Annotated in this window: 13 protein-coding genes and 1 pseudogene; 13 read left to right on the forward strand and 1 reads right to left on the reverse strand. The window is 48.4% G+C overall.

Features of this window, described 5'->3' with window-relative positions; all coding sequences use genetic code 11:
• Window positions 1-86 precede the first annotated feature (86 nt).
• Window positions 87-686, forward strand: coding sequence for a porin family protein (locus tag HHX48_RS11070; protein WP_191025085.1), 600 nt, complete (start codon window positions 87-89; stop codon window positions 684-686).
• Between the two features lie 56 nt (window positions 687-742).
• Here HHX48_RS11070 and HHX48_RS11075 read toward each other — a convergent pair whose 3' ends face one another.
• Window positions 743-1,657: a LysR family transcriptional regulator gene (locus HHX48_RS11075; protein WP_191025087.1), complete on the reverse strand. Its 915-nt coding sequence runs from the start codon at window positions 1,655-1,657 to the stop codon at window positions 743-745.
• A 201-nt stretch (window positions 1,658-1,858) separates the two neighbouring features.
• Here HHX48_RS11075 and HHX48_RS11080 point away from each other — a divergent pair, with 201 nt between their 5' ends.
• The 12 genes and pseudogenes from HHX48_RS11080 (at window position 1,859) to HHX48_RS11135 (ending at window position 15,955) form a co-directional block, all read left to right on the forward strand.
• Window positions 1,859-2,929 carry a PepSY-associated TM helix domain-containing protein gene (locus HHX48_RS11080; protein ID WP_191025089.1) on the forward strand — a complete coding sequence of 357 codons (1,071 nt, stop codon included), beginning with the start codon at window positions 1,859-1,861 and terminating at the stop codon, window positions 2,927-2,929.
• Between the two features lie 3 nt (window positions 2,930-2,932).
• Complete coding sequence (locus tag HHX48_RS11085; RefSeq protein WP_191025091.1) at window positions 2,933-3,766, forward strand: DUF4198 domain-containing protein; 834 nt, start codon at window positions 2,933-2,935, stop codon at window positions 3,764-3,766.
• A 267-nt stretch (window positions 3,767-4,033) separates the two neighbouring features.
• Entirely contained in the window at window positions 4,034-6,220 is a 2,187-nt protein-coding gene (locus HHX48_RS11090; protein WP_191025093.1) for a VTT domain-containing protein, read from the forward strand.
• Complete coding sequence (locus HHX48_RS11095; protein WP_191025095.1) at window positions 6,208-6,960, forward strand: endonuclease/exonuclease/phosphatase family protein; 753 nt, start codon at window positions 6,208-6,210, stop codon at window positions 6,958-6,960. The genes HHX48_RS11090 and HHX48_RS11095 overlap by 13 nt, the downstream gene beginning before the upstream one ends.
• 889 nt (window positions 6,961-7,849) lie before the next feature.
• Window positions 7,850-8,437, forward strand: a pseudogene (locus HHX48_RS19165) (methyl-accepting chemotaxis protein); the annotation flags it as partial.
• A 46-nt stretch (window positions 8,438-8,483) separates the two neighbouring features.
• Window positions 8,484-8,849, forward strand: coding sequence for a response regulator (locus HHX48_RS11105; protein ID WP_139755320.1), 366 nt, complete (start codon window positions 8,484-8,486; stop codon window positions 8,847-8,849).
• Between the two features lie 13 nt (window positions 8,850-8,862).
• Entirely contained in the window at window positions 8,863-10,776 is a 1,914-nt protein-coding gene (locus HHX48_RS11110) for a chemotaxis protein CheA (RefSeq protein ID WP_191025099.1), read from the forward strand.
• Window positions 10,773-11,267 carry a chemotaxis protein CheW gene (locus HHX48_RS11115; RefSeq protein WP_191025101.1) on the forward strand — a complete coding sequence of 165 codons (495 nt, stop codon included), beginning with the start codon at window positions 10,773-10,775 and terminating at the stop codon, window positions 11,265-11,267. Before HHX48_RS11110 ends, HHX48_RS11115 begins: the two co-directional genes overlap by 4 nt.
• 1 nt (window position 11,268) lies before the next feature.
• Complete coding sequence (locus HHX48_RS11120) at window positions 11,269-13,440, forward strand: methyl-accepting chemotaxis protein (protein ID WP_191025103.1); 2,172 nt, start codon at window positions 11,269-11,271, stop codon at window positions 13,438-13,440.
• Window positions 13,421-14,296: a CheR family methyltransferase gene (locus HHX48_RS11125; protein ID WP_191025105.1), complete on the forward strand. Its 876-nt coding sequence runs from the start codon at window positions 13,421-13,423 to the stop codon at window positions 14,294-14,296. Before HHX48_RS11120 ends, HHX48_RS11125 begins: the two co-directional genes overlap by 20 nt.
• Window positions 14,289-14,915, forward strand: coding sequence for a chemoreceptor glutamine deamidase CheD (gene cheD, locus HHX48_RS11130; protein WP_191025107.1), 627 nt, complete (start codon window positions 14,289-14,291; stop codon window positions 14,913-14,915). The genes HHX48_RS11125 and cheD overlap by 8 nt, the downstream gene beginning before the upstream one ends.
• Window positions 14,912-15,955: a protein-glutamate methylesterase/protein-glutamine glutaminase gene (locus HHX48_RS11135; protein WP_191025109.1), complete on the forward strand. Its 1,044-nt coding sequence runs from the start codon at window positions 14,912-14,914 to the stop codon at window positions 15,953-15,955. The genes cheD and HHX48_RS11135 overlap by 4 nt, the downstream gene beginning before the upstream one ends.
• Window positions 15,956-16,059: the final 104 nt, after the last annotated feature.

Here is a 16,059-nt window from a genome sequence, read left to right on the forward strand (position 1 = left end):
TTGATTGAGTTTCTAATGTAGTTTTCATGAATTAGTTATCAATGCAGATGACTATTTTCATCACATATTTTGCCAGGAGGACACATATGAATACTTCAACAAAATTATCAGCAACACTTTCAGCTACGCTGTTAACTGCAGGACTAACTTCAGCTAACGCGATGGCACAAGTTACCGAGAATACGCTTCAAAAACACGAAGGCGTTTATGTAGGCGGTAACTACGGGTATTTGAAAGTAGATGGTCAGGATGACTTTGATGACGACAATGATGTCTGGCAAGGGCTGGTCGGCTACCGCTTTAATCGCTACATCGCGATTGAAGGAAGCTATATCGATTTTGGCGACTACGGTTCAAGTCTCGCTAATGCGGATACCGACGGGTATACAGCCGCCATTAAAGGCATGCTGCCAATCAGTGAAAACTTTGCGCTTTTTGTGAAGGGCGGACAGTTATGGTGGGAAAGTGACTACGCCATAAATGAATTCGGCGGCAGCTTTGATGATGAAAGTCTGTTCATTGGCGCCGGTGTTAATTATGCCATTACACGCAATTTGAGCGTAAATGCCGAATACACCATATATGACGCTGACCTGGACGCTGACGAATTTTCTGAAAATATAGACGATGCAGACTTTGATACTGACCTGAAACAGGCCAGTCTGGGTATCGAATACCGGTTCTGATCCCAAATTATCTAGTAATGATTAAAGTCAGTAAAAAGGCCCAGAGAGGGCCTTTTTTATGCTGAGATGCTCTTGGATGACACATCGTCAAACCAACTTCTAAGATTCACGATAGCAGCCTGTGTCTTTGCCGCAATGCTGTCACGCTGCGGTGTGACCGCATAGACGTCATAACTTCCCATGTGCCAGTCTGGTAGCAGCTGAACAAGCTTGCCACTGCGCAGGTGATGCCTGACTTCTGGTTCAGGCAGAAGTGCGTACCCGAAGCCGTCAAGAGTAAGCTGAATGACCGCCTGCATGTTGTTAACACGTACACGCGGAGTATGAAGTTCGGTGGCAGCACCGGATGGCAAATGCGTAATTTGGGTAAACCTGCGACTGACGGCATTGTGCGCTACATAACTGTAGGCCTGTAACTCGTCAGGATGTTTAGCTTTCTCTACCGCCAAAGGATGTTGAGAATCTACACACATAACCAAATCCCATTTGGCCAGATGGCGTGCGATTAGGTTCGAAGAAGAAAGCGGCCCAATACAGATGGCAAGATCAGCGCCGGTAGCAATAATATCTACCGGATCATCAGTCAGCGTCAGGTCAATTTCAATCTCACCAAACTCTTCAATTAGCTGTTTTATAGGCCGGCTAAGCAAACCGCCGCCAAAACCAATGGGAGCGATCAATTTTAGCTGGCCGCTCGGGGTGTTCTGTAATCTTTCTAACTGGCGCTGCGCTTCTTCGGCTGTTGCCAGTAGTTGCTTGGCCGTTGTGTAATAAATTTGACCGGCTTCAGTCAGCGTCTGCTTACGCGTACTGCGATTAAACAGCGACAAGCCGATATCCTGTTCCAGCTTTGCAATTTGCTGCGAGACTGCTGATGCCGTCATATTGAGCTGAAGTGCTGCCTGGCTCATACTTCCTGTTTCAACGGTTCTGGCCAGAACCTGCAAGGCTTTTGTCAGCTTACTGTTCATTTTTTAAGTTTCCCTTACTTAACCTTTAAGTATTTTAACATTGCCCGATCTGCGCGCTAACTTTACCATAAATGAGAATAAATATCATTTAGCTTTGTAACAAGATTTGTATAATGAGAATACGCTGTTTAGACCAATGCACTCTGCAATTTTACGATGAAACGAACACATCGTTAGTCCAATGGTTACTCAGAGGCTACGATGACAACTAAACGTCGCCGCAGTAAATGGTGGGATCTGCGCACCTGGCACTGGATCAGCTCGGCAATTTGTCTGGCGGGTCTCTTGCTGTTTGCCGTGACAGGTATCACTTTGAATCACGCTTCGAGTATCGAATCCCAGCCTGTTGTCACCAGCGTGGAGAAAACGCTTCCCGATGCGCTGATCAAGACAGTAAAACGGGCGCGAAACGGTGACACCCTACCCCGCGGCTTTAGCCGCTGGATGACGGACAACACCAACGTCGACCCCGGCCTGTTTCGCTTACAATGGAGTGACTATGAGCTCTATGGCAGCCGCGCCGGACCAGGTGAAAACAGCTGGTTTAGTGTCGATCTGGAAAGCGGCACTGTCTCCTACGAAAGTACTGCGCGGGGAATGGTCGCGTTTTTCAACGATTTACATAAAGGCCGGAACACCGGCTTCTGGTGGAAAATGTTCATAGATGCTTTCAGTATCGCAACATTACTTTTCAGCCTGACCGGACTGTGGTTATTAAAGCGCTATGCCAGAGGGCGCGCTTCAACCTGGCCTCTGGTTATAGCTGGTGTTGGAATTCCCGCCCTGCTTCTGATTATGAGCACCGCTGCACATGCCGCATCCGGTAAATTATCAGTTACCACGCCCCGCCAGCAGGTAGCGGAATACCATAATCCCTACCTTGCCATATGGCTGGCGGACGCCAGGCATACAAAGGTGATGAATATCAAAGTGATGTATGACGTAGCCATGGACAATGATAAAGGCGAAAAGTGGCTCAAAGATCTGCGTTTGTGGTGGCGACGCAGTGGGCGGTCAACCGCGCTTCCCGTTGATGGTGTGACTGGCGCAACCCGACCTTCCGGCACAATGTCCATCAGCCTGTCTGGCCACATGCAGGATCTCGCATCCCTTGAAGCAGGCGAATATTTCATCTTTGTTGAGGCCGCCAGAGAACTGGGTGGCCGGGAACTGGTAAAGCTTCCACTGACGCTACCGCTCACCGCGCCGCTGACGGTAACACGTAGCGGTAATCACGAGCTGGGCAATATAACCCTTACTATGGAGCCATAAACATTGAGATTAACACACGCTGCTTTCACATTTACTTTCGTAACTGCTATAACACTGTTAAGTGCGCAGGCCTTTGCGCATCGTGTCTGGGTAAAGCCCAATACTACCGTGGTTTCCGGTGACCAGGCATGGATAACCTTTGATGCGGCCGTTGCCAACGGTATTTTCGACCCTGACCATTTTGCTTATCCGTTAGAGCGATTAAACGCTCAGGGGCCGGATGGCCAGTCCGTATCACTTCAAAACCGCGCTACATTAAAGTATCGCAGTGTTTTTGATCTACACTTACAGCAGGAAGGCACCTATCGGGTTTACAGTACCAGCCATTCATTAATGGCATTTTGGCAGGATAAAGACGGAAACCGACAAATGTGGCCTGGCCGCGGCGAAACCGGCACCAAAGAAGCACTCTTAAACTCAGTTCCTATGGATGCCAGGGATCTGAATATCGTGGATATGTCCCGTCGCGTAGAAACCTATGTCACATTAGGCGCGCCTGGTGATATTGCAAAAAGCGACGACAACAAAGGGTTGTGGCTGAATTTCGAGGGCCATCCCAACGACTTATACACTCAAGAGCCCAACCAGCTCAGTTTCTATTTTAATAACGAACGCGCTGAGGGCGTCAGTGTCACACTGGTTCGCGAAGGACAACGATATCGCGATACCAATGATTCGCAGACGTTTCAAAGTGATGCCAACGGGAACGTTGAGATAACGTTTAAGCATCCTGGCATGTATTGGCTGGAAGCACAGTACAGTGATTCAAAGGCCAATGCACCGGTCAATGAGCGACGCGGTAGTTACGTCGTTGTTCTGGAAGTACTGCCCCTTTAAAGAATTTTTAGCACCCGTAGCCACTTTCCCCCGCCTGGTTTTGGGTGCGCCCTTTCAGACCGACAACGGGCTGGGAAAATTATACAATCAGGCTGACGGTTTCACCCGCCTTGACGCCAACAACGCAATTACCTGTCTTTCCATTCAAATAAAAACACATATATTACATGCAGTTACAAAAACACAAACTGCCATTTCTCATGGAGCAATTCTTGCACTGCAACTCTCATATTTGTTTAATCGCGACGTAGAGAGTCAGGAGGCGTCATGTCGGCATCAGCGTCGATTTTTCAACAGGGAGAGAATTGCTGGGTAAGTAGTAAAGCAAGCTACGCGGCTCCGCTAATTGATTGCGCTAATTACTATAAAGCGCTGCATTCCTCTATTGTAAAAGCAAAACACTCAATCTTTATTGTAGGCTGGGACATAGACAGCCGAATCCGTCTTATTCGTGGTGACGACGAGGCGAACAGTGAAGCCCCGTCCGTTATCAGTGAACTGCTCGCCTGGAAAGCTGAGCAAAATCCTGACCTGAAAGTCTATCTGTTGCGCTGGGACTCATCCCTGGCGTTCTTTGCACAGCGTGAAATGTGGGCGAAAGAAGTCTGGGATGAAAATACACCTGATAATGTGGAAACGGTGCTTGATGATACGATTCCCATGGGGGGCAGTCAGCACCAGAAGATCGTCATTATCGATGATGAAGTTGTGTTTTCAGGCGGTATGGATGTGTCTACCAATCGCTGGGATACCCGTGATCACCCCGTTGAATCTCAAGAGCGTGATGGCCCTGACGGTGAATACGGACCACTACATGATGTTCAGGCCGTTTATTCCGGCCCTTTAGTGAAAGAATTTGCTGAGCTGGTGCGCTGGCGCTGGTTACGGGTTGCAGAATCAAACCCTATTAATTTTCGTGACGACGCCCGTATCAATCTTGATGACGGCCTGCCTGATGCCTGGCCGGATGATTATGAGCCCTGGTTTGAAAATGTAGATTGCGCGCTGGCGCGGACGATTCCATTTATGGATGAAGTAGAGCCGGTACAGGAAGTACGGAATATGTTGCTTGATTTAATCAATCAGGCTGAACGCGTTATCTATATTGAGAATCAATTTACCAGCCGTCAGGAAATTGCCGAGGCGCTCAATAAACGTCTTAAAACCTGTCCGGAACTAAATGTCATCGTCGTAAGTTCTTATGAACCCAAAGGGCGCTTTGAATGTGAAGCGTTCTGGGCAAGTCGCATAGAATTTAAAAAGATATTATTTAAAGATATCGACCCGGACAGAGTAATTATGACCTATTCCTCCATTACGGATGAGCAAGGTCGTTCTGCCTACAAGCGTATTCACTCCAAAGTCATGACGATTGACGATAAGTATCTTGTCATTGGCTCTTCAAATCTCAGTAACCGCTCAATGACACTGGATACGGAAATCGATACCGTGTATTACGGCAATGACGAGCATAATGCCGGACAAATTGCGCGAGTTCGCGATGATTTGTTGGCAGAGCATAGCGGTCGGAATGTTGAGTCAACCGCCGTATTGATGAAAAAAGAGAATCCGGCACGAGCGCTAATGACAGGCCAGTTGGCTCACGGCTATGTGCTCACGCAGGTTAATGACGAAATCTTTACCGACCCATCCTCAGATAACTTGTTTCGCTCTTTATCAGACCCTGAAGAGCCACTCATTGCAATGCCAACTATGGACGGTTCTTCTATGCCTGTACGTAACCCCCGTCGCCGGACCATTATGATTGGTCTTGGTATACTCGTTATCGCTGTGTTGGGTGGCCTGATGTATTGGGCAAGTCAGGCAATACCGTGGCTGAATGCAGATAGTATCAACGCATTTTTAGAAGAAAGTCGAGGAACCTACTTCGCATTGCCTACCGTGCTGCTTGTATATCTGGTCGGTGGTATTTTATTTTTCCCTGTCACGGTGTTATCGATTGCGGTAGCTGCCGTTTTCGGCCCGATCTGGGGGCCTATATACGGAATTCTGGGGGCGCTGCTCAGTTCGGGCGTTATGTTCGGCGTTGGCAAACTACTGGGCAATGCAGGTCTTAAAAAGATAGGCGGGCCGAAAGTTGACGCTGTTGATCAAAAGCTTAAGAGTAGCGGTGTGGTTGGCGTGGCTGCTATCAGAATGCTACCGATAGCACCGTTTAGCCTGGTTAATCTGGTTGCAGGTATTTCATCCATTGGATTGTTCCAATTTTTAATGGGAACGTTTTTGGGAATGTTTCCTCCAATGATTGCTAAGGGCTTGGTGGGTGACTCCATTACGCAGATATTCCGTAATCCGTCACCTGAGACTATCTCTTACCTTGCTGGCGGAATAATATTATGGGGACTGATGATTTGGGGCTCTCAGAAATTTGCACGCTGGTATCAGGAACGTAAACAAAAAGACAAGGCTAAAGCGGAAGAATGTGTCGCATAATCAGTTATAACATTCACAGTGGTGTTGGCAGAGACAAAAAACACGACTATCGCCGAATAGGTAATTTTCTTGCAGAGCGCGATGCTGACATCGTGCTGCTGCAAGAAATGGATACCCGTCCGGCATCACGTAATGTTTCTCAGGATATCCGCGACATTTGTGCGTCCAATATTTACCAGTTGGTTGCATCTCCAGCACTGACTGAAGAGCACGGTTGGTATGGCAATGCGGTGTTAACCCGTTACCCGGTCATCAGCAACGAAACGCTGGATGTGAGTCAATCGGGCTTTCAGCCGCGCAACATCCAAACTGTGGTGCTGCAGACACCCGAGGGGCCCCTGACCGTTGTAAATACACACAAGGGACTGAAGAAAAAAGAGCGCCGTTCCCAATTTGCTCTGTTGCATGAATATATCGCGTCGCGATTAGCGGTTAACCCTACCCCTCTGGTACTTGGGGGCGATTTCAATGAGTGGCAGTTTTTTACCACAGCCTTTAAACAGCTAAATCAAACGCTGAACCAGCATACCGTTGGGGCAACCTTTCCCAGTCAGTTTCCGCTGTTTTCGCTGGACCGGTTGTGGACTACCGACGACATTAGGGTGAAGCGAATTCGCAAACTAAAAAATGCCCGTACGCGCATTCTATCTGACCACCTGCCAATACAATTAGATATCATCTTGCCGGAAGCGATAAGTCAGCCTGTTTCACCGGAAGAAAAAATTGTCGCATTCGGTTAATCACTTCACATAACCATCCTTCTGTCGAAAAATTTTCGTGTTGGTCAGTCAATAAATGGCGTCAAAATTACGACGGTAATATTATAAATATCTGATATTTATAGCGCTCATAAACTGTCAAAAAATCGCCTTTCAAGATAGTGAAAATTTTTTCACTAATCTCCTTTAAATACTACAGATCTTGTCTATAACTTTATAGAACCTGTCACCGGCTCCGGTCGGTCAGTACAGCAATGATGCTTATTTTTCGCAAATTCGGAACGCATTAACGGGCCAAGGCCCAACAGGTAGCAACATGACGAGCGGCAACATCGTAGATATTCATACTGAACAAAACTCCTCCACTTCATCGCTAAACTGGCTGCTTCCCTGTGCAGGTGTTTTCGCAGGTGCAATGCTGGTTTATTTTGGCCTGGCTTATATTGCAGTGATATTTACGGCAGTACTGTGTACGCTGGCGCCAGTGAGATTTTTCGCGCCGAAACAAAAAAGCGCACAGACCCATCACGCAGAAACGCATCAGCCTGCGCCGACAACATGTGATGTCGCCCCTCTTCAGCGTGAACTGACCACTATTATCTCTACCTGCGAAACTAATCTGAGCGATGTTCTGAGCACTCAATCCAGCGCCGTAGACACTTTAAGTGCATCGTTTACGACATTGCGTACCATGGTGGGTGAGCAAAACAACTGTATTACCAACCTCATTCATGCAGAGGCTGATTCAGACGAAATGTACGCTTCGCGTATGCAGCAGTTTGCCGATAGCACTGAGCAATCATTGAATCAGTTCCTGGTTTCTACCGAAGTGATCTCCAACGGCACCGGCGTCATCCTTGATAAGGTCAATGTAGTGCACGAAACCATGCCTACGGTCATGAAAGCGCTGGGCGACATTGATGATATTTCGGCACAGACCAATCTGCTGGCATTGAACGCTGCAATCGAAGCCGCCCGTGCAGGCGAGGCTGGCCGCGGGTTTGCTGTAGTCGCCGACGAAGTTCGCGCGCTGTCAAATCGCTCTACACAATTTAGCGATGTTATTAAAAAGCAAATTGAAAGTATGAGTGAGCTGATTAACGAGCTGACAAAACATGTGCGTGAACTGGCCTCTCAGGACACCAGCTATATTCTTGAGGCCAAGCAGGATATTCAGGCTGAACTGGATCGCATTATTGCCAAGGCGAAAAATGATACACAGACAACACAGAGACTTGAAACCATTGGCCAACAGCTGGATAAAGCATTAAGCGACTCTATTCGGGCATTACAATTTGGCGATATCAACGGCCAGAATATTGATTACACGAAAGAGATTCTGCATACCGTGACGCAAGCCTTACATGCAGGCGATACTCCGGAATCCATTGCCCGGCAGCTCAAAGATTATCATGACCGCGTCTCTGAGCGAGGCCGGCCCGACCATAATCCGGTGTCATCCACCAGCGTGGATGCCGGAGATATCGAGTTTTTCTGACAATCCCCAAATTCAATTATCGTTAATTCATTAATGAGATCCCCTTATGAGCAAAAAAATACTTGCTGTAGATGACTCTGCCTCAATTCGGCAGGTTGTTGAGATGACACTGAAGTCTGCCGGTTATGACGTGACAACTGCGCAGGATGGTCAGGACGCACTGGACCAGTGTAAGTTCAATCGCTTCGATTTTGTTCTTACTGATCAGAACATGCCCAGAATGGATGGCCTGACGCTCATTCGTGAGCTTCGCAAAATGAGCGCGTATGCGCGCACCCCCATCGTAGTGCTGACAACCGAGGCAGGTGAAAGCATGAAGACACAAGGCAAGGCGGCGGGTGCTACGGGGTGGATGGTGAAACCTTTTGACCCTGACAAGCTGCTTACCGTGACCAGTAAAGTTTTAAGCTAGGATATAGCCGCTTATGTCTATTGATATTGAGCAGTTCCACAGTGTGTTCTTTGAGGAAAGTCAGGAACACCTGGATAACATGGAACAACTGTTGATGGCGCTGGATGTTGATGTTCCCGATGCTGAGCAGCTCAACAGCATCTTTCGCGCTGCGCATTCGATCAAGGGCGGAAGCGGTATTTTCGGCTTTGACGCACTTGGCGACGTGACACATGTTATGGAAAACCTGCTCGACAAAGCCCGAAACGGCGTGTTTAGCATGACCGTTGAAACCGTCGACTTGCTGCTTGAAATAATAGACGTATTAAAACAGATCCTTGAGGCCTACCGGGACCAGTCTGCCCTCCCAGAGCAACGAATAAATGACGCAAAAGCCAGGCTGGAAGCAGCGCTTGCGATACAACAGGATCCAGCCTCCCCCGCTTCGGAAACAACAGCATCGTCCAGTGATGACTTCGGCTTTTTCGAACACGACGAGACGGTGGCGAAAAGCGACGATGACGATGCCTTTGGTTTCTTTGAGTCTGACGTAACCGACAAGCACCCGCCGGTTGACGTATCAAACAATGAAAACGACGGCTTTGGCTTTTTTGAGACCGCTGAAAACACAGACACACCGGTACAGTCAGTGTCTGACGATTTCGGCTTTTTCGATGCCGGCCAAAAAGCGTCCGCAGCGTCATCAAAAGCACCACAGGCGAAAGCAACCGTTAGCCCGATTAAGCGTGATACAGCACAAAAAGAATCGTCGTCAATTCGCGTTGATACGGCCAAGATTGATGCCATGGTTAATCAGGTCGGTGAGCTTGTTATTACTCAGTCGATGCTATCGCTTATTGGTGAGCAAATTGAGGGCGCGCTGGGCGAAAAACTGCAGACTGCGATATCGGAATTACAGCGCAATACGCGGGAGATTCAGGAGTCGGCAATGTCCATGCGTATGCTCCCTATCAATATGACATTCAACCGGTTTCCCCGTGTTGTCAGAGACTTATCCTCAAAGCTAAACAAGCAGGTCACACTCAAAATCGAAGGCGGCGCGACAGAAATTGATAAGTGCATGATTGAGAAGCTGGTTGACCCTCTTACTCATTTGGTCAGAAACAGTATTGACCATGGCATTGAGATGCCGGAAGTGCGTGAGCAATCCGGTAAAGCTATCGGCGGAACTGTGGTACTTCGGGCCGAGCAAAAAGGCGGCAGTATCGTCATCAGTATTATTGATGATGGCGCAGGCTTAAGCCGCCAGCGCATTCTTGCAAAAGCGGCAGAAAACGGCCTGAGTGTAAGTGAAGATATGCCGGATTCAGACGTCTGGCAGCTCATTTTTGAGCCTGGTTTCTCTACTGCTGCTGAAGTCACGGATGTCTCCGGCCGTGGTGTGGGAATGGATGTTGTTCGCCGCAATATTGAAGCGCTGGGCGGACGAATTGACATTGAGTCCATAGCTGGTAACGGATCCGCTTTTCATATTCACCTCCCGCTTACCCTGGCTATTGTAGATGGCATAAGCGTCTCAATTGGTGAGCAGATTTTTGTGGTGCCACTGGCCAATATTATTGAATCCATTCAGCCGACCGAGGCGCAACTGAAGCGACTGGGAAATGACACCCTGCTTTATATTCGGGACCAATACTGGCCGCTCATTGCTATTCACGAACTCATGGATGTCGATGATGCGATTACCGATCCGACCCAGGGCATTGTTGTGTTGCTGGAAAGTGGCAAGCAGCAGTTCGGCATTCAGGTGGATAGCCTGTTAGGTCAGCAGCAGGTCGTAATCAAAAGTCTTGAGCAACATTATCGAAAAGTACCGGGCATATCCGGTGCCACTATCATGGGGGACGGAAAAGTGGCCATGATTCTGGATGCAGACGCCATCGCAAATCAATGTCGTCCCGACTATCAGGAGGAAATGCAGGCATGAACGCCGCAGAACAAACGCACTTGCAAACGCAACAGGAGTTTCTCAGCTTCGTGCTGGGCCAGGAGCAATATGCACTGGAAATCACAGCAGTAAAAGAGATTAGAGGCTATGAGCCTGTGACGAAAATTGCAAATGCTCCTGACTTTATCAAAGGGGTATTGAATCTTCGTGGCGATATCGTTCCGATCATCGACCTGCGAATTAAATTCAATATTGGTACACCTGTTTATAACGAGTTCACCATTGTCATCATGCTGAATGTGCTTAATCGCATCGTCGGCATAGTGGTGGACGGTGTGTCGGATGTTATCCGGCTCAATGATGACGAAATCAGACCGCCACCTGAGTTCGGCGTAGCATTCGATAGCAGATATCTGCAAGGTTTAGCTTCTGTCGAGGAGGAGATGGTGATCTTAGTCAACATAGAAAGCCTGATATCCAGTAGTGAACTGGGTCTCTTCGACTCCCATAACCAAGCCGGGGATTTATAACATGGGAATGTTCAAAATATTCAATAACGAGGCAATCAAAGCGCAACAACTTCAGATGTTACGTATTGAGCAATCGTTAGAAGCCACCACCACCTGTATCATGATGGCGGATAAAGATCGTAACATCATTTACGCCAATACAGCTGTGCAGCGATTGCTGAAAGAAAGTGAAGAAGAGCTCCAGAAAGTATTGCCAAATTTTTCGGCTGATAATTTAGTGGGCCAGAACATCGATCAGTTCCATCGCCATCCGGCGCACCAGCGCGATATTCTGGCGACGCTGAAAGAGCCGATGGTATCTTCCATCACAGTCGGTACGCTTAACTTTAAGCTGACACTGAATCCCATGTTTGACCACAACAATGACAATATTGGCACCATGGTCGAGTGGGTTGACCAAACAGAGTTGCTGGTAAAAAGCGGTATGCTCAACGCATTAAGTAACGCGCAGGCACTGGCCGAATATACAGTGGACGGCGAATTCGTAGACTGTAACGACAACTTCTCTATTTTAAGCGGTTACACCAAAGATGCGCTGGTAGGTAAGCCTCACAGTATCCTGCTTGATGAAAAAGAACGGGCACCAGAAGTCTACCAGGCATTCTGGAAAGCATTAAAAGAAGGTGAGCGTAAATACGGCGAGTACAAGCGTGTTACACAAACCGGCCAGGAAATCTGGCTGCAGTCATCCTATAACCCCATTCTGGATACGCAAGGTAAAGTGGTAAAAGTGGTTGAATTTGCCATTGATATCACGCAGGAAAAGCTGAAAAACGCTTATTTTGGCGGTCAGATTGAGGCCATCAGTAAATCGCAGGCAGTCATTGAATTTGATATGGATGGCATGGTGCTGGATGCCAATGAAAACTTCCTGAGTCTGACCGGTTATACGCTTAAGGAAATAAAAGGCAAACATCACAGTATGTTTGTGGACAGTGAAATGCGCAACAGCATCGATTACCGTACTTTCTGGGAAGGGCTGAACAAAGGGCAACACCAGTCTGGTGAGTTCCGCAGAATAGGTAAAAATGATGCGCAGATCTGGATTCAGGCATCTTATAACCCGATTTTTGATCAGAACGGCAACCCGTTCCGTGTTGTTAAGTATGCCACTGACGTAACGGCGCGTACCACCGCCATCTATGATATTAAAGCGGTAATGAGTCAGCTGGCCCAGGGGGATCTTACCTGTGAGATTGACCATGAACTGGAAGGTGAATTCAAAGTTCTCGGCTCGGCGATCAATCACTTCATTCGCGATTTGAGAAGTACGGTTTCACGTATCAACACAGCGGTAGAGACGATCACGTCGGCCTCCAGTGAAATCGCCACAGGGAATGCCGATCTGTCCACCCGCACCGAGCAGCAGGCTTCAAGTCTGGAAGAAACTGCCTCCAGTATGGAGCAACTAACCGGAACCGTGCGTCTGAATGCAGAAAATGCCGAACAGGCCAATTCACTGGCCTCGGACGCAGCCGAGATTGCGGTTAAGGGAGGAAAAGTGATTCAGGAAGTGGTGACCACCATGTCCAGCATCAATGACTCTGCGCAACGGATTTCAGATATTATCGGTGTTATTGACGGCATCGCCTTTCAAACTAACATACTGGCCCTTAATGCTGCGGTTGAAGCAGCCCGCGCTGGCGAACAAGGTCGTGGCTTTGCGGTGGTTGCCTCCGAAGTACGGACGCTGGCACAACGCTCAGCTGAAGCGGCCAAAGACATTAAAGAACTGATCTCTGACTCGGTGGCAAAAATCGAATCAGGTAACACCCTGGTGAATCAATCAGGTGAAACCATGGGTAATGTTGTGACCTCCATTAAACGGGTCAACGATATTATGTCAGAGATTGCGGCTTCATCGGCGGAGCAGGCCACTGGCATCGATGAAATCAGTAAAGCCGTGTCTCAAATGGATGAAATGACGCAGCAAAATGCGGCCCTGGTTGAAGAAGCGGCCGCGGCAGCAGAGAGTATGCAGCAGCAGGCTGAGCAACTGGCTGAGCGGGTCGACACCTTTAAGCTATCGGAAGAAGATGCATCAACCGAGCCGCAGTCGACAAAGCCTAAAGCCCTGCCGCCAGCCTCACGAGCCGGTCAGCCACGTCTTAAGAGTAAACTTACCCAGCTAAAAACATCGGCGCCAGAAGACGATGAATGGGAAAGTTTCTGACGTCATTGAGCAGCCTGGTGCGCCCACGCGCATCAGGGGCTCTGAGTTTTCTTACAGTCCGGAAGACTTTAACCTCGTCAGACAAACGCTATACCGCATCAGCGGTATCCGTTTGGCAGAGACGAAAGATGCCATGGTTTACAGTCGGCTGGTCCGGCGGATCAGAGCACTCAGGCACAAAAGCTTTTCGGACTATCTTAGTTACCTAAAACGTACGCCAGCAGAGCAACAGCACTTTATCAATGCCCTGACGACAAATCTGACATCATTTTTCCGCGAGCCACATCATTTTTCAATGCTGGCTAATCATCTGGCGGTGTCACCTCAGGTAAAAACTATCTGGTGCGCTGCAAGCAGCTCTGGTGAGGAACCTTACTCAATTGCCATGACCGTTGCTGAACACTTTGGTCATTTTGATGTGCCGGTAAAAATCATTGCCTCTGATATTGACAGTAACATGCTGGAAAAAGCCCGCGCAGGCATCTATCCGGAGCAAATTACGCGTCAATTATCGCCAGAGCGGTGTAAACACTTTTTGCACCGCGGCAAAAAGCATCAGGCAGGAAGTGTACGGATTGTGCCGGAGCTTAGAAAAATGGTCGAATTCCGACACATTAACCTGACCGAGCCCAGATGGCCTCTCCCCCGGCAGATCGATGTAATATTTTGTCGTAACGTCATGATTTATTTTGATAAGCAAACACAGCTACGGCTTCTGGAAAAAATGGTGTCATTCATGCCTGCCCAGGGTTTGTACTTTGCCGGCCACTCAGAGAATTTTTCGATGGCGCCACATTTGGTCAGGCCTGTTGGCAATACCACCTATCAGCCCGCAAAAGGCAAATCTTATGGCTGAAGCAGCGCAGGAACGATTGTCAGGGCTTAATATTTACTACGACAACCGCTTTAGTCGTCAGGCGGTTAAAATATTACCCGGAGAATATTTTGCCTCTAACAGTGCCACGATGATTGTCACGGTGCTGGGCTCCTGCGTCGCTGCCTGTCTCAGAGACTGCAAAAACAAAGTACACGGAATGAATCACTTCCTGTTACCTACCGATTATCAAGATGATAATTACAAATATGGTGCCCCCGCCCGCTATGGGATGCATGCCATGGAGCTGTTGATTAACGATATGGTCAGACTGGGCGCTGAACGACGTAATATTCAGGCAAAGGTTTTCGGCGGGGGTAGCGTGATGGGCAAACTTACCCACTCCAACGTCGGCGAAAAAAATGCCGAGTTTGTTATCGATTACTTAAGAACAGAGCATATCCCCATACAAGCCAGTGATTTACTGGGAGAGTATCCGCGAAAGGTTTATTTTATCCCTGAGTCGGGCGAAGTTCGGGTTAAGAAAATAAAGCGTCTGCACAACACCACAATCCTCGACCGCGAATCGATTTATCAGCGTAAACTCAAAGAACAAAAGACACGCACGGCGTTTGATTTATTCAATATAGAGTCGTCATGACGATCAATGTTCTGGTAGTAGACGACTCTGCACTTATTCGTCGCTTACTTAGCGATATTATAAATAAAACCCCCGGGTTGACACTTGCTGGTACTGCACCGGATGCCTATGTCGCCAGAAAGATGGTGATTGAACTGTCGCCTGATGTCATCACGCTTGATATAGAGATGCCCAAAGTCGACGGTTTGCGCTTTTTAGAAGTATTGATGCAGGCAAAGCCGACGCCGGTTGTCATGATATCAACACTGACAGAAAGAGGGGCTGATGCAACACTTCGTGCACTGGAACTGGGCGCGGTGGATTTTGTCCCCAAACCACGACTGGATATTGCTAAAGGTATCGACGAGTATCAAGCGATCATCGTGTCTAAAATACGCGCTGCAGCCAGCTCTCGCCTGACTCGCGTGCGCCCCAGGGTGCAGCAGCTTCCACGGATAACGTATACCGGTACTGAGAAACTCGTTGCCATTGGCGCATCCACCGGTGGCACAGAGGCAATTAAGTGTATTATTGAATCGCTGCCTGCCAATGCGCCTGCCACCATCATTACTCAGCACATGCCCCCGGGATTTACCACCAGCTTTGCTAAACGTCTGGATGCATGCAGCAAAATCAGCGTGCGGGAGGCCCGGGGAAATGAGCGGTTACTGCCCGGCACGGCTTATCTTGCTCCCGGCTCTCAGCACTTAACGATAAGACGGGATGGCGCAGATTACAGAACCGTATTACAGGATTCCCCACGGGTCAGCGGGCATAAGCCATCCGTAGATGTCATGTTTGAGTCCGTCAGTAAAAACGCCGGACACAATGCACTGGGTGTTTTGTTAACGGGCATGGGTAAAGACGGAGCCAATGGGTTGTTAACGCTACATAAACTGGGCGCCTATACCATTTGTCAAAATGAAGCGTCATGCGTGGTTTTTGGCATGCCGAAAGCAGCCATTGCGCTTAATGCAGCAAGTGTCGTTTTGGATATTTCAGACATTCCTCTTGCATTACTTGACCAGCTTGAAGCGGTAAAAGCCGGCTCGCGACTTTAAACTCCTGCGCCAATCCATTTCAATAGTACCTACCTTATCGCTTACATCCCCGGAAAACTTGCGGTTAACAGATTTTGACGAATACTAAGAGGTAGTAGCAGTTT

This window comes from Salinimonas profundi (assembly GCF_014750655.1).
In the GTDB taxonomy this organism is placed as follows: domain Bacteria; phylum Pseudomonadota; class Gammaproteobacteria; order Enterobacterales; family Alteromonadaceae; genus Alteromonas; species Alteromonas profundi_A.